This window comes from Dietzia sp. Alg238-R159, from assembly GCF_900537145.1.
In the GTDB taxonomy this organism is placed as follows: Bacteria; Actinomycetota; Actinomycetes; order Mycobacteriales; family Mycobacteriaceae; genus Dietzia; species Dietzia kunjamensis.
This window is the reverse complement of record NZ_UNRI01000002.1, coordinates 122,066-139,713: the sequence shown is the minus strand read 5'-3', so window position 1 is coordinate 139,713 and position 17,648 is coordinate 122,066. Positions and strand designations below refer to the sequence as shown.

16 protein-coding genes and 1 tRNA gene are annotated in these 17,648 nt (G+C 71.3%); 8 read left to right on the top strand and 9 right to left on the bottom strand.

Features of this window, described 5'->3' with window-relative positions:
• Nucleotides 1-180 precede the first annotated feature (180 nt).
• Entirely contained in the window at nt 181-1,227 is a 1,047-nt protein-coding gene (locus G6R20_RS05420) for an NAD(P)/FAD-dependent oxidoreductase (protein ID WP_163375772.1), read from the top strand.
• On the opposite strand, the gene G6R20_RS05415 is transcribed toward G6R20_RS05420, so the two are convergent.
• The 6 genes from G6R20_RS05415 to G6R20_RS05390 form a co-directional block, all read right to left on the bottom strand.
• Nucleotides 1,224-2,243 carry a nucleoside hydrolase gene (locus tag G6R20_RS05415; RefSeq protein ID WP_163375771.1) on the bottom strand — a complete coding sequence of 340 codons (1,020 nt, stop codon included), beginning with the start codon at nt 2,241-2,243 and terminating at the stop codon, nt 1,224-1,226. The genes G6R20_RS05420 and G6R20_RS05415 overlap by 4 nt on opposite strands.
• Nucleotides 2,240-2,749 (bottom strand): DUF664 domain-containing protein, encoded by a 510-nt coding sequence (locus G6R20_RS05410; RefSeq protein ID WP_163375770.1) that lies wholly within the window; start codon nt 2,747-2,749, stop codon nt 2,240-2,242. The genes G6R20_RS05415 and G6R20_RS05410 overlap by 4 nt, the downstream gene beginning before the upstream one ends.
• Entirely contained in the window at nt 2,743-4,197 is a 1,455-nt protein-coding gene (locus G6R20_RS05405) for an SDR family oxidoreductase (RefSeq protein ID WP_067714552.1), read from the bottom strand. The genes G6R20_RS05410 and G6R20_RS05405 overlap by 7 nt, the downstream gene beginning before the upstream one ends.
• A 72-nt stretch (nt 4,198-4,269) precedes the next feature.
• A complete protein-coding gene (locus G6R20_RS05400; protein ID WP_132063327.1) occupies nt 4,270-4,923 on the bottom strand; it encodes a hypothetical protein in 654 nt (217 codons plus the stop codon).
• Entirely contained in the window at nt 4,920-5,288 is a 369-nt protein-coding gene (locus G6R20_RS05395; protein WP_163375769.1) for a TfoX/Sxy family protein, read from the bottom strand. The genes G6R20_RS05400 and G6R20_RS05395 overlap by 4 nt, the downstream gene beginning before the upstream one ends.
• 90 nt (nt 5,289-5,378) lie before the next feature.
• A tRNA-Leu gene (locus G6R20_RS05390) sits at nt 5,379-5,464 on the bottom strand.
• A 201-nt stretch (nt 5,465-5,665) separates the two neighbouring features.
• Between G6R20_RS05390 and G6R20_RS05385 the strand changes: the two genes are divergently transcribed.
• Nucleotides 5,666-6,208, top strand: a complete 543-nt coding sequence (locus tag G6R20_RS05385) for a YbhB/YbcL family Raf kinase inhibitor-like protein (protein WP_067714407.1) — start codon at nt 5,666-5,668, stop codon at nt 6,206-6,208.
• A 13-nt stretch (nt 6,209-6,221) separates the two neighbouring features.
• On the opposite strand, the gene G6R20_RS05380 is transcribed toward G6R20_RS05385, so the two are convergent.
• Together G6R20_RS05380 and G6R20_RS05375 are read right to left on the bottom strand one after the other, a co-directional pair.
• A complete protein-coding gene (locus G6R20_RS05380; RefSeq protein WP_096905474.1) occupies nt 6,222-7,289 on the bottom strand; it encodes a quinone-dependent dihydroorotate dehydrogenase in 1,068 nt (355 codons plus the stop codon).
• Between the two features lie 49 nt (nt 7,290-7,338).
• Nucleotides 7,339-8,340, bottom strand: a complete 1,002-nt coding sequence (locus G6R20_RS05375; protein WP_067714412.1) for a hypothetical protein — start codon at nt 8,338-8,340, stop codon at nt 7,339-7,341.
• 205 nt (nt 8,341-8,545) lie between these two features.
• Here G6R20_RS05375 and G6R20_RS05370 point away from each other — a divergent pair, with 205 nt between their 5' ends.
• Genes G6R20_RS05370 through mshC form a run of 5 tightly spaced genes read left to right on the top strand, consistent with a single transcriptional unit; the run spans nt 8,546 to nt 12,838 of the window.
• Nucleotides 8,546-9,391, top strand: coding sequence for an undecaprenyl-diphosphate phosphatase (locus G6R20_RS05370; RefSeq protein WP_194307203.1), 846 nt, complete (start codon nt 8,546-8,548; stop codon nt 9,389-9,391).
• 56 nt (nt 9,392-9,447) lie between these two features.
• Complete coding sequence (locus G6R20_RS05365) at nt 9,448-10,152, top strand: histidine phosphatase family protein (RefSeq protein WP_163375768.1); 705 nt, start codon at nt 9,448-9,450, stop codon at nt 10,150-10,152.
• 40 nt (nt 10,153-10,192) lie between these two features.
• Nucleotides 10,193-10,780 (top strand): DUF3090 domain-containing protein, encoded by a 588-nt coding sequence (locus G6R20_RS05360; protein ID WP_067714421.1) that lies wholly within the window; start codon nt 10,193-10,195, stop codon nt 10,778-10,780.
• Nucleotides 10,777-11,559 carry an SCO1664 family protein gene (locus G6R20_RS05355; RefSeq protein ID WP_067714424.1) on the top strand — a complete coding sequence of 261 codons (783 nt, stop codon included), beginning with the start codon at nt 10,777-10,779 and terminating at the stop codon, nt 11,557-11,559. Before G6R20_RS05360 ends, G6R20_RS05355 begins: the two co-directional genes overlap by 4 nt.
• A 25-nt stretch (nt 11,560-11,584) precedes the next feature.
• Nucleotides 11,585-12,838: a cysteine--1-D-myo-inosityl 2-amino-2-deoxy-alpha-D-glucopyranoside ligase gene (gene mshC, locus G6R20_RS05350; protein ID WP_067714426.1), complete on the top strand. Its 1,254-nt coding sequence runs from the start codon at nt 11,585-11,587 to the stop codon at nt 12,836-12,838.
• Nucleotides 12,839-12,936: 98 nt separating this feature from the next.
• Here the strand turns inward: mshC and G6R20_RS05345 are convergent, their stop codons facing one another.
• Nucleotides 12,937-13,863: a PAC2 family protein gene (locus tag G6R20_RS05345; RefSeq protein WP_067714429.1), complete on the bottom strand. Its 927-nt coding sequence runs from the start codon at nt 13,861-13,863 to the stop codon at nt 12,937-12,939.
• Between the two features lie 49 nt (nt 13,864-13,912).
• Here G6R20_RS05345 and metH point away from each other — a divergent pair, with 49 nt between their 5' ends.
• Nucleotides 13,913-17,473 (top strand): methionine synthase, encoded by a 3,561-nt coding sequence (gene metH, locus G6R20_RS05340; RefSeq protein WP_069390065.1) that lies wholly within the window; start codon nt 13,913-13,915, stop codon nt 17,471-17,473.
• Nucleotides 17,474-17,648 lie beyond the last annotated feature (175 nt).

Here is a 17,648-nt window from a genome sequence, read left to right as displayed (position 1 = left end):
GACGGCGGTGTCCGGGAGGGCCCAGAGGCCGCCCGGAACATCCGGAGGAGCCTAACACCGGTTCTAGTTCCGTCCCTCGACCGCCCGCGCCTCCGTGTCCGATCACTCCGGGGGCGGGCCGGTGGTCGGTCGGCACCGGTTTTCGTAGGGTGGCATCACCCGTTTCCCGATCGGAGAGCCATGACCGACGCCCCCACCGACCCCGGGTCCGACGCCGTGGACGACCACCCGCCGGAGGCCGTGGACGTCCTGGTGATCGGCGGGGGCCCGGCGGGCCTGTCGGCCGCCACCTGGGTCGGCCGGTATCAGCGCTCCACCCTGCTCGTCGACGCCGGGTGCCAGCGCAATCTCGCGGCGCAGCGGATCCACGGCATGCTCGGCACCGGCCCCACCACACCCGCCGAGTTCTACGCCGACGTCGACGAGGGTCTTCGCGAGTACCCGACCGTCCGACGACTCGGTGGAGTCGTCACCGACCTGGTCAGGGAATCCGACGACCGGTTCGTCGCCCGAATCGCACCCGGCGCCACAACGGATGGTGGTGACGAGAACCCCGTCACGGTCACCGCCAGGCGGATCATCCTCGCCACCGGCGTGCGCGACCGGCTACCCGACCTCGCGGGGATCAACGACCACTACGGGGTCGACGTGCACCACTGTCCCGCCTGCGACGGCCTCACCGCCGCCGGCCGGCGGATCATCGTGCTCGGCGTGGGCGCGCACGTGCCCGCCTACGCGTCCGAATTGCTGGACTGGGCGTCGGAGGTGGTCATCGTCACCGAGAGCGACTCCGACCCGGCCTTCGACGACGACCAGCGGGCCGCCTGCGCCGAGCACGACATCGAGGTGGTCGACGGGGTCGCCCGGGAGCTCGTCGGCGACCCCGGCCAGCTGGAGGGGGTCCGGCTCGCGGACGGGAGGGTGATCGCGGGGTCGAAGGTGTTCTTCTCCTACGCGCACCACCCGACGAACGAGCTCGCGACGTCCCTGGGCTGCGAGCTGGACGACGAGGGCGGTCTCACCGTCAACGCGATGCAGCTGACCAGCGTCGACGGCGTGTACGCCGCCGGCGACATCGTGACCGGCCTGCAGCTCGTGCCGATCGCCGTGGGCACCGGCGCCGCGGCCGGCGTGGCGTGCGCGACCTCGCTGCGCGGGCACGCCACCGCCGAGTGCGTTCCCGACCCGGCACCGCCGACCCGGAACTTCACGCGGCCGGACAACTAGCCGGGCCGGCCCGCCACCGAGACGATCGCCGCGCAGATCTCGTCCAGGACCGCATCCGGCCCGCCCGGCACCAGCACGTCGGTCGCGATGCGGGCGTTGTCCACGCGGCGCCGGTGCCCGCGGACGTCCGCCACCGTCATGCCGCGAGTGTGCTCGCCCGAGCACTCGACCCGTACGTTCGCCGGCGCGGCCACCACCGCCTCCGGGTGCAGGGCCATCCACGCGACGAACGGGTCGTGGACCTGCGCCAGGTATCCCTCCCCGACGGAGTCGTGGAACTCGAAGTAGAACCGCAGGGCCTCGGTCAGCCGCCGCGCCAGCGGGGAATCCGTGGCCTCGAGGAGCCACTCCGACCGCTCGGGGGTCCATACCGCGCGTTCGGTGAAGTTCAACCCGCACCACAGCGGGGTCGGCACCGCGGGATCGGCGGTGCGCGCGTCCTCCCACGCCCGGCACACGCGGTCGGCGGCTTCGGGGTCCACGTCGACGTTCCATTCGCTGACCGGCGTGGTGTTGCCCGGATGCCCACGGAACGTCCCGCCCATCACCACCAGCCCGCCCAGCAACCGGGGGAGTGCGGGGTCGAGTGCCAGGGCATGGGCCAGCGTGGACGAGGGACCGGTCACGATCCCCACCAGCTCACCGGGGTGGGCGCGCGCCGCGTCCACCCAGAGTCGCGCACCGTCGCGCGGATCGACCGACCTCGTCGTCGTCGCCCTCGTCGTCGTCAGTTCGGCGTACCCGGCCCCGCGGGGGCCGTGCGTCTCGGGGGTGAGCACGTGGGGCACGGCGATCGGGCCGGGCGCGCCGGCGGCCACCGGGAGCCCCGGCGCGCCCGCGAGGTCCAGCCACGCACACGCGTTGGCGACCGTGTCCTCCGACCCGACGTTGCCGGCCGTGCACACCACGCCGGTCAGGTCGGTCCGCCCGGCACGGTGCTCGGCCACCAGGTAGGCGATCGCCAGGGCGTCGTCGATGCCCGGGTCGCAGTCGAGCAGCACCGGGGTGCGGCTCACCGCGAGCGGCCCCGGGACAGCAGGACGTCGCGGGTCAGTTGCAGCTGGCCGGTGTGGGCGGCGACCTCGTGCAGGATGTGGCCCACGACCCACTCCGGGGTGAAGGTCCCCGCCCGGCGCGCGGCGTCGACGTCGACCGTGGTCCCGGCGGGAGTGGCCAGATCGCCCCGTCCGACCGCCGCGGTGACCCACCCGGGAAGTCGGTCGATCAGGGCGCCAAGCCGGTCGAGCTCCGGCCCCACCGGTCCGGTGAAGGCGAACTCGGCGTCACGATCCCGGACGATGTCCTCACCACCCAGGCTGGCCGCACCCCAGGAGGCGAGCACCCCGCACAGGTGGTGGACGAGCGCGGCGGCGGAGTTGGTGGGCCACTCGGACCCCTCGTCGGTGGGCCGCGAGTGCACCAGCGTGTCGGGCCCGTCGCCGCCGAGATCGGCCACCGCGGCGCGGATCGTGGGCAGCAGCTCGTCGGCGAGTATCCGGCGGGCGGCGTCGACATTCACCACGGGCTGGGCTCGAAGTCCTTGAGGAAGCAGCCGTAGAGGTCCTCGCCGGCCTCGCCGCGGACGATCGGGTCCACCACGCGGGCGGCGCCGTCGACGAGGTCCAGGGGCGCGTGGAAGCCCTCCTCGTGCAGCCGGACCTTGGTGGTGTGCGGGCGCTCGTCGGTGATCCAGCCGGTGTCCACGGCGGTCATGAGGATGCCGTGTTCGGTGAACATCTCCTCGGCCGAGGTGCGCGTGAGCATGTTGAGGCCCGCCTTGGCCATGTTGGTGTGCGGGTGGCCGGCGCCCTTGTAGCGCCGCGAGAACTGTCCCTCCATGGCGGAGACGTTGACGACGTACTTGCGGCGCGCCTTCGAGGCCGCCATGGCGGGGCGCAGGCGGGAGACGAGGATGAACGGCGCCACCGAGTTGGCGAGCTGCACCTCGAGCATCTCCATCGGCTCGACCTGCTCGACCGTGGCCACCCAGCTGTTGTGGTCCACCACGTCCGGCAGCAGCCCGCCGGCGTCGATGGCGGTCCCGGCGGCCATCCGCTCCAGCGAGGACGAGCCGGCCTGCAGCGCCAGGGTCGCGATGTGGTCGGCCTCGCGCTCGGCCTCCTCGGACCCGATCAGCGCGGACTCGCCGCCCATGAGCGCGGCCGGGTGCAGTTCGGAGGTGCGGCCCATGGTGACCACGGGGATGTCGGCGGCGCGGCCGGTGAGGGCGGCCGACTCGCCCTCGACGAGCCCGGAGTACGACCCGGGGGAGCGGCGCACGGTCTGGGCCGCGTTGTTGATGAGGATGTCCAGCGGGCCGCCGGCGGCGACCTCGTCGGCCAGCGCCACGACCTGGGCGGGGTCGCGCAGGTCCACGCCGATCACGTGCACGCGGTCGGCCCACTCGGAGTGGTCGTCCATCGAGGCGAACCGGCGGGCGGCGTCGCGGGGGAAGCGGGTGGTGATGGTGACGTCGGCGCCGGCGCGCAGCAGCATCAGGGCGATGTACATGCCGATCTTCGCGCGGCCGCCGGTGAGCAGGGCCCGCCGGCCGGTCAGGTCCATCTCGGGATCCCGCCGGGCCCGGTTGAGCGCGGCGCACCTCGGGCACAGCTGGTGGTAGAAGGCGTCGACCTGGGTGAAGCGCTGCTTGCAGACGTAGCACGCCATCGCGCGCTGGAGGTGGCCGGCGACGGCGCCCGGAGTGGTGGAGACCAGTCGGATGCCGGCGGTCTCGTCGTCGATCCGGGTGGGTGAGCCGGTCGCGGTGGCCTCGATGACAGCCTTGTCCGCCTCCTGGCGGGCGCGACGCACCTCGGCGCGGCGCGTCTTCTTGAGGAGCTTGAACATGTGGCCGACCGACCGCTGCACCCGGATGGAGTCGGGGTGGTCCTCGCCGAGCGCGGCGGCCTGGTCGAGGACGCGCAGGCAGATCTCGAGGTCGCCCGGGTCGATACCGCTCGGGTCGATACCGCCTGGATCGAAACTGTCTGGGTCGATGCCGGTCACCCCGATACGGTACGACGACGAGGTGGTCAGCCCCTAAACCGTCCGCCCCCGCAGGGTGGACACGTCGCCGGCACGCAACCCGGTGAGCACGTGCTCCACCGCCCGCAGGTGATGGTCCCGCCCGGAGAGGACGGCGGTGGGGGCGAAGCCGTGGCCCGCGGCGTACGCCTCGGACACCAGCTGGGCGTGGGCCTCCACGGGCAGCACGCCCGGGCCCTGGCCGGCGGGGGCGTCGTGGGCGCCGCGGGCGAATGCCGCCCGCCAGTCGTAGGCGCGCCGGCCCAGGCGGATCTGCTCGCTCAACGCCCGCACCACGTAGCGCGGGCCGAGGTACCGGCCCTGCCAGATGTGGGTCAGTTCGTGCACCAGGGTCGGGGTGGCCCGTGGCCGCGTGGGGCCGGGGTCGGTCATGACCACGATCCCGGGGTCGGCGCCGAGATAGATCAGGCCCGGCAGCGCAAACGCACGCCGGTGTGGGACTCCCGGAACGTGGCCGCGGCGGATCACGACCGGCGTGGGGTCGATCGTGCCCGCGAAGAACCCGTCGAGATCGGCGCGGACCTCCGACGGCAGGTCCAGGGGCGGCGGAGCCAGCCCCAGGGCGTCCAGGCCCCGGTCTGCGGCGCGGGCGGCAGCTGCCAGGGCCCGTCCCGCCGCATCGCCCGGTCGGCCGGCGCTCGCCCTCACGGCGTCCCGCCGGTGACCGAACGGTTGTACTCCAGGGCCGGCGCGAGCCACCCGGCCAACTGATCGTCCGTCGCGATCGACGACGGCTCCACGGTAATCCACCCGGGCCCCATGTCCCGCCCGGCGCCCATCTCGGCCCGGATCGCGCCGGGCAGGGCCATGAGCTCATCGTGCCGGTCGGGGGAGACCCTCACGAGCAGTGACCCGTCCCGTCCGGCGCTGACCGCGATCCTCTCGGAAACCATGACGCAGTGGCCGCCGAACATCGACACCTCGCGGGTCACCGGCTCATCGACGAGGAGTTCGCGCAGGCGGTCGATGAGCTGCTGCTGAGCGGGGGGCGGTGTGCGGGGTGTGCGGGCCATCGGGCGACCTCCCCAGCAAAACTCACCCAGAAACAAGTGGGCCCCGGATCCTCACGGATCCGGGGCCACTTCTACTGTCTCGACACAGTGTGCGCGAGGGGGGACTTGAACCCCCACGTCCGTTAATAGGACACTAGCACCTCAAGCTAGCGCGTCTGCCATTCCGCCACTCGCGCTCGCACACTGGTGACCTCCACCGGCTCGTGTCCGGCTTGGTCGTGCGAGGAATGACATTAGCCGATGCCCGAACCGTGGACCAAATCGGGGTCCCGCCGCGGCTCCCACCGCCGGGTCATCGCTGGTAGACAGGGCTGGTAGACAGGGACGTGACCGGATGGAGGACCACTCCACACCGCCACGATCGCAGGAGGATGACGATGACCGACTTCCGTGTGCCCGACCCCTACGCCGCACTCCCGGATCTACCGGCCCTCGAGGTGACGAGCGAGTCGTTCACCGAGGGTGCCACCCTGTCGGCCGCGCAGCTCGGCGGGAAGATGGGTGTCGAGGGCGGCGAGGACAGGTCGCCACAGGTGAGCTGGAGCGCGGGTCCGGAGGGTACGAGGACCTACGTGGTCACCGTCTTCGACCCGGACGCCCCCACCGCGTCGGGCTTCTGGCACTGGTCGGTGGCCAACATCCCGGCAGAGGTGACCTCACTGCCCGAGGGCGCGTGCACGGGCGACGACACCTCGGGCCTCCCCGAGGGCGCGGTCGTGGTCCGCAACGACGCCGGCTTCAAGGGCTTCGTGGGCGCGGCCCCGCCGGCGGGCCACGGGCCGCACCGCTACATCCTCGCCGTCCACGCGGTGGGCGACGAGATCGAGCTCGGTGACGACGCCTCGTGCGCGTTCGTCGGGTTCAACCTGTTCGGCCAGGGCCTGGCCCGCGGCACGGTGACGGGGATCTTCGAGCAGTAGCGCTCAGTAGCGCTCAGCGCACCGCCGAGCCGACGGCCTCCGCCAGGGACCCGAACCCGCCCTGGCGGAGGCGCTTGGCCACCAACCGGTTGGTGCCGCGCAGGAGCGTGGGTCCGGTGAAGATGAACCCGGTGTAGGTCTGGACGAGGTTCGCGCCGTGGGTGATGCGGTCCCAGACGTCCTCGGGCGTCTCGATGCCACCGACGGAGATGATGACGATGCGGCCGCCTGCGCGTCCGTGGATCCGCGAGAGGACCTCCCGCGACCGGGCGGCGACCGGCGCGCCGGAGATGCCCCCGGCGCCCAGTGCCTCGACCGCCGCGGCGGGGGTCCGCAGTCCGTCACGCGAAATGGTGGTGTTGGTGGCGACGATGCCCGCCAGCCCCAGTTCCAGCACGAGGTCCGTCACCGCGTCGATGTCCGCGTCGTCCAGGTCGGGCGCGATCTTCACCAGGACGGGGATCGTGGCCACGTCCCGCACCGCCGCGAGGATGGGCCGGAGCGATTCGACGGCCTGCAGATCCCGTAGTCCCGGGGTGTTGGGGGAGCTGACGTTGACGACGAGGTAGTCGGCGAGACCCGTGAGCATCGTCGCCGAGGCAACGTAGTCGCGGACCGCGTCCTCCGCAGGGACCACCTTGGTCTTGCCGATGTTGATACCCACCGGGTCACTGCTGCGGCGCCGACGGAGGTTGTTGGCCGCGTTACCGGCCCCGTGGTTGTTGAACCCCATCCGGTTGAGGATCGCCCGGTCCTCGACGAGCCGGAACAGGCGTGGGGTGGGATTGCCCGGTTGGGGAGAGGCGGTCACGGTGCCCACCTCGCTGAACCCGAAGCCGATCGCGCCCCACGAGTCCACGGCGGCGGCGTTCTTGTCGAACCCGGCCGCCAACCCGAGCGGGCCGGGGAAGGTACGACCGAGCACCTCCTGGGCGAGCACGGGGTCCCGCACACCCAGGATCCGGCGAGCCACGGCACCGAGCGGGGGCACCAGGGTCAGGAGCTTGAGCAGGCCGAACACCAGGTGGTGGATCCGCTCCGCGGGAAAGCGGAACAGCACCTTCTTGAGCAGTGCGTACACGGTCCTCCTCGGTGAACGTCCCCGGGCGGGACGTGGGTCTTCTGGGCGATCAGCTCGCCGGCTCGGTGAGGGTCGGTCGGATGAGGTGCAGGCCCGCCCCATCCGCGGAACCGACCACCACCGTCCCCGAGTCGGTGACCGCCAGCGAGTCGGGCTGGCGCACCGTCGGGATGTCCGCGCGCTGGATACCGACGCCGTCGCCGAGATCGTACGCCTGGACGGTGTTCGTCCCCGTGGAGGTGACCCAGACGAGTCCTCTGGACGTGTCCTCCGCCACCGCCCACGGGGCCGCGGCGACGGGGAACTGCTGATGCAGCCGGACGGGCGAGGTCGAGTACACCAGCAGGGTCCCGCCGACCGTGTCGCTGGCCACCACGGAACGCTCGCCGAACTCGTCGAGCTGACCCGCCCCCTTGCCGGCACGCAGGAGCGGCCCGGCGTTGTCCGAGTCGAGGTCGATGCTGGCGATGACGGTGTCGGGGCGGCTCAGGGCCGTCACCGAGCCGTCCCGGGCGACGCTGATCCGGTCCACGGCGGTCAGCCCGCCGATGCGACGCTGCTCGGCACCGTCGGCGTCGCGCACGACGATCTCGCCCTCCGGGGTGCCGGTCAGTAGTCGACCGTCCGTGGTCAGCGCGGCCGCGGTGACCGGGCCCAGCCCGGTGATCTCACGGACCTGCCCGGTGGCCGACACCAGGACGACGCCGTCGGAGTGGGGGACCAGCACCGTGCCGTCGTGCGCGGCCGAGGCATCGCCGGCACCCGGGGGCAGCGGCACGGAGTCCTCCTCCACCCAGCGGGTGCCGTCGATTCGACCGATCTCCAGCGACGGCGGGTCGTCGACCCGGGCGATGACCCGGTCACCCACCGCGACGAGGGAGCGGACCGAGCCGGGAACCGGGATCACGTCACCCCCGGCGGGGTCGGAGACCTGCGGCGACTCCGCGGGGGAGGCGTTGCCCTGGGCGATTCTGTTCTGCTCCTCGAGCTCCGCGGTGGGCGAGGAGCAGGCGGTCAGTGCGATCGCCAGGGCGAGGAGGGCGGCGGGCATGCCGGAACGGTGGAGGACACGTCGGTGCACGGTGTTCCTTTCGACTGCCCGCCATTGTCCACCACGCGGGTGCTCGGGCACCGTCCAGGTCCGGGCGACTACTCTCGCTGGGTGCGGTGACGCGATCCGCGTCCGATCCGCCGGAACCCGAGAGGAAACAGCGCACGTGAACACATCGGTCCTCGCCGCGCCCACCGCGGAAGGGATGTCCTGGCTCCAGGTCGTCGTGCTCTCGGTGCTCCAGGGCCTCACCGAGTTCCTGCCGGTGTCGTCGTCCGGCCACCTACGGATCTTCTCCACCTGGTTCTTCGGCGAGGACGCAGGCGCGTCCTTCACCGCCGTGGTCCAGCTGGGCACCGAGGCCGCGGTGCTGGTGTTCTTCTTCAAGGACATCGTGCGCATCCTCGTCGCCTGGTTCCGGGGCGTGTTCGACTCCGAGCACCGCGCCGACCCGGATTACCGCCTGGGGTGGTTCGTCATCGTCGGCTCGGTTCCGATCGCGCTCATCGGTTTCGTCGGCAAGGACTTCATCCGTGACGCCGCGCGGAATCTCTGGATCACCGCCATCGTGCTCATCGTCTTCTCCTTCGTGTTCCTGCTCGCCGAGAGGTTCGGCCGGCAGGACCGCCCCGTCGACGCCAAATCGCTCGAGGGTCTGACGATGAAGGACGCGATCGTCATGGGGCTGGCCCAGTGTCTGGCGCTCATCCCGGGCGTGAGCCGCTCCGGGGGCACGATCTCCGCCGGCCTGTTCCTCAACATGTCGCGCGAGGCCGCGGCGCGGTTCTCGTTCCTGCTGGCCATCCCCGCAGTCCTCGCCTCGGGCCTGTTCAGCCTCCCCGACGCGTTCGAACCGTCGGTGGGGCAGTCGGCGAGCGGATTCCAGCTCCTCGTGGGGTCGGCGATCGCGTTCGTCATCGGGTACGCGGCCATCGCCTGGCTTCTGAGGTTCGTGCAGAACCACTCGCTCGCCTGGTTCGCCGGGTACCGCATCCTCCTCGGCGCCCTGGTGATGATCCTGCTCGGCACCGGCACGATCCCCGCGACCTGACCGGGGCCGCCGCCCGGCCGGTGACCGACCCGGCGGGCCGTCGGTAATCTTCCCGTATGACCGTCATCCTGCTCCGGCACGGCCGATCCACCGCCAACACCGCCCTCACGTTGGCAGGCCGTACACCGGGGGTCGGCCTCGACGACACCGGCCACGCCCAGGCCGCGGAACTCGGCCGTCGGCTCGGGGAACTGCCCGTCGAGGCGGTCGTCCGGTCGCCCCTCATGCGGTGCCGTCAGACGGTCGAACCCCTAGCGCGGTCGCTGGGCGTGGAGCCGCTGGTCGACGAGGGGCTGGTCGAGGTCGACTACGGCTCGTGGACGGGCCGGCCGCTCAAGGACCTCGCCTCCGAGCACCTGTGGTCGGTGGTCCAGCAGCACCCCTCGTCGGCGGTCTTCCCGGACGGAGAGTCCCTGGCCGGGATGGCCGGTCGGGCGGTGACCGCCATCCGTCGCCACGATCAGCGCCTGGCGGACGAGGCGGATCGCGACGTGCTGTGGGTGGCGTGTAGCCACGGCGACGTCATCAAGGCGGTGATCGCGGACGCCTACGGGATGCACCTGGACCAGTTCCAGCGGATCGTGGTGGAACCCGCATCGGTGTCCGTGGTGCGGTACACGCCACACCGCCCGTTCGTGCTCCGGGTCAACGACACCGGCGGCGACCTGGCGGGTCTCCGCGGGGACCCGGCCGGCCGGGTCGGCGACGCCACGGCGGGGCACGGCAGCTCGGACGCCGTCCCCGGCGGGAACGTAGCCTGATGATCCGCACCACCATCCACCCCACGAGGAGACCACCCGCATGAGCAGGGCAGTGCACGAGTTCCGCGACCCGACCCGGTTCGTGGTGGGCACGGTCGGTCAGCCGGGCGAGCGCGTCTTCTTCGTCCAGGCCACCGAGGCGGGCCGGACCATATCAGTGCGGTGCGAGAAGCAGCAGGCCCAGATCCTGTCCGAGAGGATGGGCGACCTGCTCGACGAGATCGCCGACAAGTCCGACGTCCCGATCCCGCCCGCCGGCGGCGTCGTGGATGATCTCGACCCGCTCGAGATGCCGGTCGACGCCGAGTTCCAGGTGGGCACCATGGGGCTCGGCTGGGACGGGGAGCACTCCAAGATCGTGGTGGAGTTGTTGGCGATGGACCCGTCCGCCACAGACGAGTCGGTGGTGCTGTCGGACGCCGAGGACGCGCCGGACGCGCTGCGTGTCTTCCTCACCCCACAGCGCGCCCGGCAGTTCGTGCTCCGCAGCGAGAAGGTCGTCTCCGCCGGGCGTGCCCCGTGCCCGCTGTGCGGCGAACCGATCGACACCACCGGTCACCTGTGCGTCCGCCTCAACGGTTATCTCCCGCGGTCCGGTGAGACGCTCACCGACCTCATCGACCCGTGACCGACCGCCCGGTCAGCCCCGAACTCACCGTGCTGTACCGGATCCCGTCCGGCAGCAACGCGGTCTACCACTGTGTGGACGCCCACGGGGACAGCTGGGTCTACAAACCGTCGGCGGGCGAGCGGCCGCTGATGGACTTCCCCGACGGCAGCCTCGCCGCGCGGGAGATCGCCGCACACGCGGTCTCCGAGGCGTTGGGCTGGGACCTCGTGCCACAGACCGTGTCCGCGCACGGCCCGGGAGGGCCGGGGATGGCCCAGCGCTGGATCGAGGAGGTCGATCGCGAGCAACGCTCCGGGCACGACCCGATCGACGTCCACCCCGCCGACGCCGTCCCGGGCGGTCGGGCAGTCGTGCTTCGGGGGGAGGGCGCGCGGGGAGAGGACGTGGTGGTCGCCCACGGCACCGACGACCGGCTGCGCCGGATCGCGGTGTTCGACCACGTGGTCAACAACGCCGACCGCAAGGGCGGACACGTCCTCGTCGACGCCGCGGGGGTCGTCTGGGCGATCGACCACGGCCTGTCCTTCCACACCGAGCCCAAGGTGCGCACCGTCCTGTGGGGGTGGGCGGGTCAACCCCTCACCGCCGACGACGTGGCGGGGTTGGAGCGTCTCCGGCGCGACCTGGCAGAGGGCGGCACCCTCGGCGCGGCCCTGTCCGACCTGCTCTCCTCCGCCGAGGTCGAGGCTCTCACCGATCGCGTCGACGCCCTCCTGGCGACGCGGGTGTTCCCCGTTCCCGGCCCCGGGTACCCCTTACCCTGGCCGCTCTTCTGACCGCGTGGTCTCTAGACTCGGCCGCATGCACTCGTGGTCCACGCCTGTCGTCCCCTCGGTCCCCGGCGACGGCGCCCCCCTGAGGTTGTTCGACACGGCCGGCGGGGAGGCCCGCGAGGTGGCGCCGGGGCCCGTCGCACGCATGTACGTCTGCGGGATCACCCCGTACGACACCACCCATCTCGGTCACGCGGCCACCTATCTCACGTTCGACCTCGTCTACCGTCAGCTGCTCGACGCCGGGCACGAGGTTCACTACGTCCAGAACACCACCGATGTCGACGACCCGCTGTTCGAGCGGGCAGAGCGAGACGGCGTCGACTGGCAGGAGCTGGGGGACCGCGAGACCGATCGGTTCCGCGGGGACATGGAGGCGCTCCGGGTCCTCCCGCCGCGTGACTACGTCGCGGCCACCGAGACCATCGACGAGGTCGTGGAGATGGTGGCCGAGCTCCTCGAGCGTGGTCACGCCTACTGCATCGACCCCGCCGTCGACGGCTACTCCGACGTCTACTACCGCCACCGCGCGACCGAGGAGTTCGGGTACGAGTCGGGCTACGACGACGACGAGATGGCCGTCGCCTTCGCCGAGCGCGGTGGCGACCCTGACCGAACCGGCAAGGAACACCCGCTGGATGCGCTGCTGTGGCGTGTCAATCGTCCCGGCGAACCGTCCTGGCCCTCCCCCTGGGGGGCGGGCCGACCCGGGTGGCACATCGAGTGCTCCGCGATCGCCCGCAACCGCCTGGGGATGGAGTTCGACATCCAGGGTGGCGGCAGCGACCTGGCCTTCCCCCACCACGAGTTCTCCGCCGCCCACGCCGAGGCGGCCACGGGGGAGGCGCCCTTCGCCCGTTTCTACGTCCACGCCGCGATGATCGGGCTCGACGGCGTGAAGATGAGCAAGTCGCTCGGCAACCTGGTGCGCGTGCAGGCGCTGCGGGAGGAGGGCGTCGACCCGGCGCTCATCAGGCTCGGCCTGTTCGCCGGGCACTACCGCGTGGACCGGTCCTGGTCCGGGGAGCTCCTCGAGGCCGCCCGTCTCCGGTACGACACGTGGAACCGGGCCGTCGCCCGCGGCGCCGGTGCGGACTCGGCGGCCGCGATCACGGCTCTGCGCGAGCGCCTCGCGGACGACCTGGACACGCCCGGCGCGTTGGCCGTGATCGACGCGTGGGCGGAGGCGACGCTGGGCGGTGACGAGGCGGACCCGGGCGCCGGTGTCGCGGTCGCGACCGCCCTGGACGCTCTTCTCGGCATCCCGTCGACCGCCGCCTGACCGGCCGGGCCGGCTGACCTGCTGACCGGCGGGGCCGCCTGGCCGGCGGCACACGCCTGCCTGCGGGACGCGCGTGCCGCGACCCGGCCGGCCGCGGGTCACCCGGCGTCGGGCTCGTCCCGCTCGCCCCGTAGGAAGCGCTCGAACTCGGCCGCGATCGCATCGCCGTCGACCAGCGGCATGGCCTCCCCACCCGACGCGCGGCCGCGGTCGGGCTCCGGGTCGACCCCCGGGGTCACCCCGGAGTCCTCGTCCATCCGGTCCTCGAGGGACTGGATGTAGTCGCGGAGGTCCTCATCCTCGCCCGCGGCGGCGTCGACACGGTCGGCCCACGTCCGCGCCTGCACGCGCAGCGCGTCCATCGGCACCGCCATGCCCAGGTTCTCCGCGATCCAGGACAGCATCGCCTCGGTACCGCGGGGGTTCGGCGGCGAGGCCACGTAGTGGGGGACCCCCGCGAACACGCTCAGCGTGGGCACCCCCGCCTCCGTGAGGAGTTGTTGGAGCACCCCGGACATCCCGGTGGGCCCCTCGTAGTCCGACGGTTCGACGCCCATCGTCGCCATCCGCTGCCGGCTGAACGCCGCGCCGGTGAGCGGGACCGGACGGGTGTGCGGCACGTCGGCGAGGTAGGCCCCCAGCAGGATCACCTGGGACACCCCGAGGGTGTCGACCAGGTCGACGAACTCCGAGGCGAACCGGCGCCACTTCAGGGCCGGCTCGGGCCCCCGCACCAACAACACGTCCGCGGCGAACCCGTCCGGTCGACACGCCGACACCACCACCCGGGGCCACTCGACCGAGCGGGACACCCCACCCGAGATCCGGACGACGGGCCGCTGGTCCAGGTAGTCGAAGAACTCGTCACCGCCGACCTCGGCGATCTGGCGGGCCTCCCAGTTCAGGGCGAGGTGTTCGATGGTGCCGGTCGCCACGTCCGCGGCGTCGTTCCAGCCCTCGAAGGCCACGATCATCACCGGGCTCTCCAGATCGAGATGCCCGTCGGGACTCCATTGGACAGTCATTAGTACAGCCTACGTTCGTCCGGTTGTTCCCCACCCATACACTGGGGCCATGTCTGTCGATTTCGATTCGCCCTTATTGGATGCCGCCCGTCGGCGAGTACTGATCGGTGACGGGGCGATGGGCACGATGTTGCAGGCCGTCGACCTTGATGTGGACGCGGACTTCCTGGGCCTGGAGGGCTGCAACGAGATCCTCAACGCCACGCGTCCGGACGTCGTGGAGGACATCCACCGGGCGTTCTTCACCGCTGGCGCCGATCTGGTGGAGACCAACACCTTCGGCTGCAACCTGTCCAACCTGGGCGACTACGACATCGTCGACCGGATCGGTGAGCTCGCGGAGAAGGGCGCGGCGATCGCCCGCAAGGTCGCCGACGAGATGGGTCCGTCCCAGGACGGGACCCCCCGGATGGTGCTGGGTTCCCTCGGGCCGGGCACCAAGTTGCCCTCCCTGGGGCAGACCACCTTCGAGGAAATGCGGGACGCCTACGCCCAGGCCGCCGAGGGGCTGGCACGCGGTGGCGCGGACGCCTACCTCATCGAGACGAGCCAGGACCTGCTCCAGGTCAAGGCCGCGGTGCTCGGGTGCCAGGACGGGATGGCCGCCGCCGACAGGCGGCTGCCGATCATCTCCCACGTCACCATCGAGACCACGGGCACCATGCTGCTCGGCTCGGACATCGGCGCGGCCCTGACCGCGTTGGAGCCGCTGGGCATCGACATGATCGGCCTCAACTGCGCCACGGGTCCGGCCGAGATGATCGAGCATTTGCGGTTCCTGTCCCGGCACGCCGGGATCCCCGTGTCGGTCATGCCCAACGCGGGACTGCCGGAGCTCGGTGAGCACGGCGCCGTCTACCCCCTGGGCGCCGACGCGTTCGCGCCGCAGGTGGCCGATTTCGTCTCCGAGTTCGGCCTGTCGATGGTGGGCGGGTGCTGCGGCACCACCCCCGAGCACATCACCCGCCTGCGCGACGAGGTCCTGGGCCGCGAGAAGGCCGAGCGTCGGGTGGAGCCCGTCAACGCGGTCGCCTCGCTGTACAGCTCGACCCCCCTGCGCGCCGACGCCGGGATCCTCATGATCGGTGAGCGCACCAACGCCAACGGTTCCAAGCGGTTCCGCGAGGCCATGCTCGCCGGCGACTGGGACACCTGCATGGACATCGCCAAGGAGCAGATGCGCGACGGTGCGCAGATGGTCGACCTCTGCGTGGACTACGTCGGCCGGGACGGCTCCGACGACATGAAGGAGTTGGCCGGCCGGCTCGCGACCTCCTCGACGCTGCCGATCATGCTCGACTCGACCGAGCCCGGTGTCATCGAGGCCGGTCTGGAGAAGCTGGGTGGCCGCTGCGCGGTCAACTCGGTCAACTACGAGGACGGCGACGGGCCGGAGTCCCGTTTCCAGCGGATCATGCAGCTGGTCTCCCGCCACGGCGCGGCTGTGGTCGGGCTGACCATCGACGAGGAGGGCCAGGCCCGGACCGCGGATCGCAAGGTCGAGATCGCCGAGCGGCTCATCTCCGACCTCACCGGTAACTGGGGGGTGGCGGAGGAGGACATCATCATCGACTGTCTGACCTTCCCCATCTCGACCGGCCAGGAGGAGGTCCGCCGCGACGGCATCGAGACAATCGAGGCCATCCGCCGGCTCACCGGGTCACACCCGAAGATCCACACCACGCTCGGCTTGTCGAACATCTCGTTCGGCCTCAACCCGGCCGCCCGCCAGGTGCTCAACTCGGTGTTCCTGCACGAGTGCATCCAGGCGGGTCTGGACACCGCGATCGCGCACAGTTCCAAGATCCTGCCCATGAGCAAGATCGACGAGCGGCAGCGGGAGGTCGCCCTCGACCTGGTCTACGACCGTCGCGGTGAGGGATATGACCCCCTCCAGGTGTTCATGGAGCTGTTCGAGGGCGTGTCCGCGGCCGGCGCCAAGGACGCGCGCGCGGCCGAGCTCGCCGCGATGCCGCTCATGGAGCGGCTGTCGGCCAGGATCGTCGACGGCGAGCGCAAGGGACTCGAGGCGGACCTCGACGCCGCGATGGCGGAGATCCCCCCTCTGGAGATCATCAACACCCACCTGCTCGGCGGGATGAAGACCGTGGGTGAGCTCTTCGGGTCCGGCCAGATGCAGCTGCCGTTCGTCCTGCAGTCGGCGGAGACCATGAAGGCCGCGGTCGCCCACCTCGAGCCCCACATGGAGGCCAGCGACGAGGACGGCAAGGGCCGCATCGTCCTGGCCACGGTCAAGGGCGATGTGCACGACATCGGCAAGAACCTCGTGGACATCATTCTGTCCAACAACGGTTACGACGTGGTCAACATCGGCATCAAGCAGCCGATCTCGGAGATCATCTCCGCGGCCCGCGAGCACAAGGCCGACGTGATCGGCATGTCCGGCCTGCTGGTGAAGTCCACCGTCGTGATGAAGGACAACCTCGCCGAGCTCAATTCGGAGGGGATCGCCGGGGAGTTCCCGGTCCTGCTCGGCGGTGCCGCGCTGACCCGGTCCTACGTCGAGGTCGATCTCGCCGGGATGTACCAGGGTGAGGTGTTCTACGCGCGGGACGCGTTCGAGGGCCTGCGGCTCATGGACGAGGTGATGACGTCCAAACGGACCGGGGTCCCGATGTCCCAGTCGTCGGAGTCCGCAGCCAAGGCAGAAGAACGCCGCGAGCGCCGCGCTCGCAGTGAGCGGATCGCCGCCAAACGAGCGGCCGAGGCCGAGCCCGTCGTGGTCCCCGAGCGGTCGGACGTCGCGGCCGACCAGCCGATCGCGACCCCTCCGTTCTGGGGGACCCGGATCGCCAAGGGGATCCCGGTTGCGGACTACGCCGGTCACCTGGACGAGCGTGCCCTGTTCTTCGGCCAGTGGGGCCTGCGGGGCACCCGCAGCGGCGACGGGCCGGACTACGAGGAGCTCGTGGCCACCGAGGGCAGGCCCCGCCTGCGTTCGTGGATCGACCGGCTGACCACCGAGAACATCCTGTCCCACTCGGCCGTCGTGTACGGCTACTTCCCGGCCTACTCGGTGGGCGAGGAGATCTGGGTGCTCGCCGAACCGCGCCCGGACGCCGAGGTGCTCCACAAGATCGCGTTCCCGCGCCAGCAGCGACCGCGCTTCCTGGCCATCCCCGACTTCCTGGCCTCCAAGGAGCGCTGCGAGGCCGAGGGAGTGGTGGACGTCCTGCCGTTCCAGCTGGTCACCATGGGCACGCCCATCGCGGACTTCGCCAACGAGCTGTTCGCCGCGGACAACTACCGGGACTACCTCGAGGTGCACGGCCTGTCCGTGCAGCTCACCGAGGCCCTCGCCGAGTTCTGGCACCGGCGGGTCCGCGACGAACTCCGCCTGCCCGAGGGCACGGTCTCCGACGAGGACCCGGACAGCATCGAGGAGTACTTCAACCTCAAGTACCGGGGTGCCCGGTACAGCTTCGGCTACGGCGCCTGCCCCGACCTGGAGTCCCGCAAGGTGGTCGTCGATCTGCTCGAGCCCGAGCGCATCGGCGTCGAACTCTCCGAGGAACTGCAGTTGCATCCCGAGCAGTCGACCGACGCGTTCGTGCTGTACCACCCGGAGGCGAAGTACTTCAACGTCTGAGGGGGCACGCAGGACAGCCTGTCCTTGCTGGTAGAGGACATACCCGACGGCGGATGATGAAGTCATGCACACCATCGGGCACCGATCTGGCGGTGAATCCACCAGCCCCGCGTCGGCATCGACGCGGGGCCGGGCGGACGGGCCACTCCGCACCTTCGTCGGCTCTCGCCAGGGG

Bases quoted from the DNA above. Each gene is read 5' to 3' on its own strand.
- G6R20_RS05395 (WP_163375769.1), bottom strand. From the start codon at position 5,288: ATGGCCCGCACACCCCGCACACCGCCCCCCGCTCAGCAGCAGCTCATC.
- G6R20_RS05365 (WP_163375768.1), top strand. From the start codon at position 9,448: ATGACCGTCATCCTGCTCCGGCACGGCCGATCCACCGCCAACACCGCC.
- G6R20_RS05370 (WP_194307203.1), top strand. From the start codon at position 8,546: ATGTCCTGGCTCCAGGTCGTCGTGCTCTCGGTGCTCCAGGGCCTCACC.
- metH (WP_069390065.1), top strand. From the start codon at position 13,913: ATGTCTGTCGATTTCGATTCGCCCTTATTGGATGCCGCCCGTCGGCGA.
- G6R20_RS05360 (WP_067714421.1), top strand. From the start codon at position 10,193: ATGAGCAGGGCAGTGCACGAGTTCCGCGACCCGACCCGGTTCGTGGTG.
- G6R20_RS05345 (WP_067714429.1), bottom strand. From the start codon at position 13,863: ATGACTGTCCAATGGAGTCCCGACGGGCATCTCGATCTGGAGAGCCCG.
- G6R20_RS05420 (WP_163375772.1), top strand. From the start codon at position 181: ATGACCGACGCCCCCACCGACCCCGGGTCCGACGCCGTGGACGACCAC.
- G6R20_RS05375 (WP_067714412.1), bottom strand. From the start codon at position 8,340: ATGCCCGCCGCCCTCCTCGCCCTGGCGATCGCACTGACCGCCTGCTCC.
- G6R20_RS05385 (WP_067714407.1), top strand. From the start codon at position 5,666: ATGACCGACTTCCGTGTGCCCGACCCCTACGCCGCACTCCCGGATCTA.
- mshC (WP_067714426.1), top strand. From the start codon at position 11,585: ATGCACTCGTGGTCCACGCCTGTCGTCCCCTCGGTCCCCGGCGACGGC.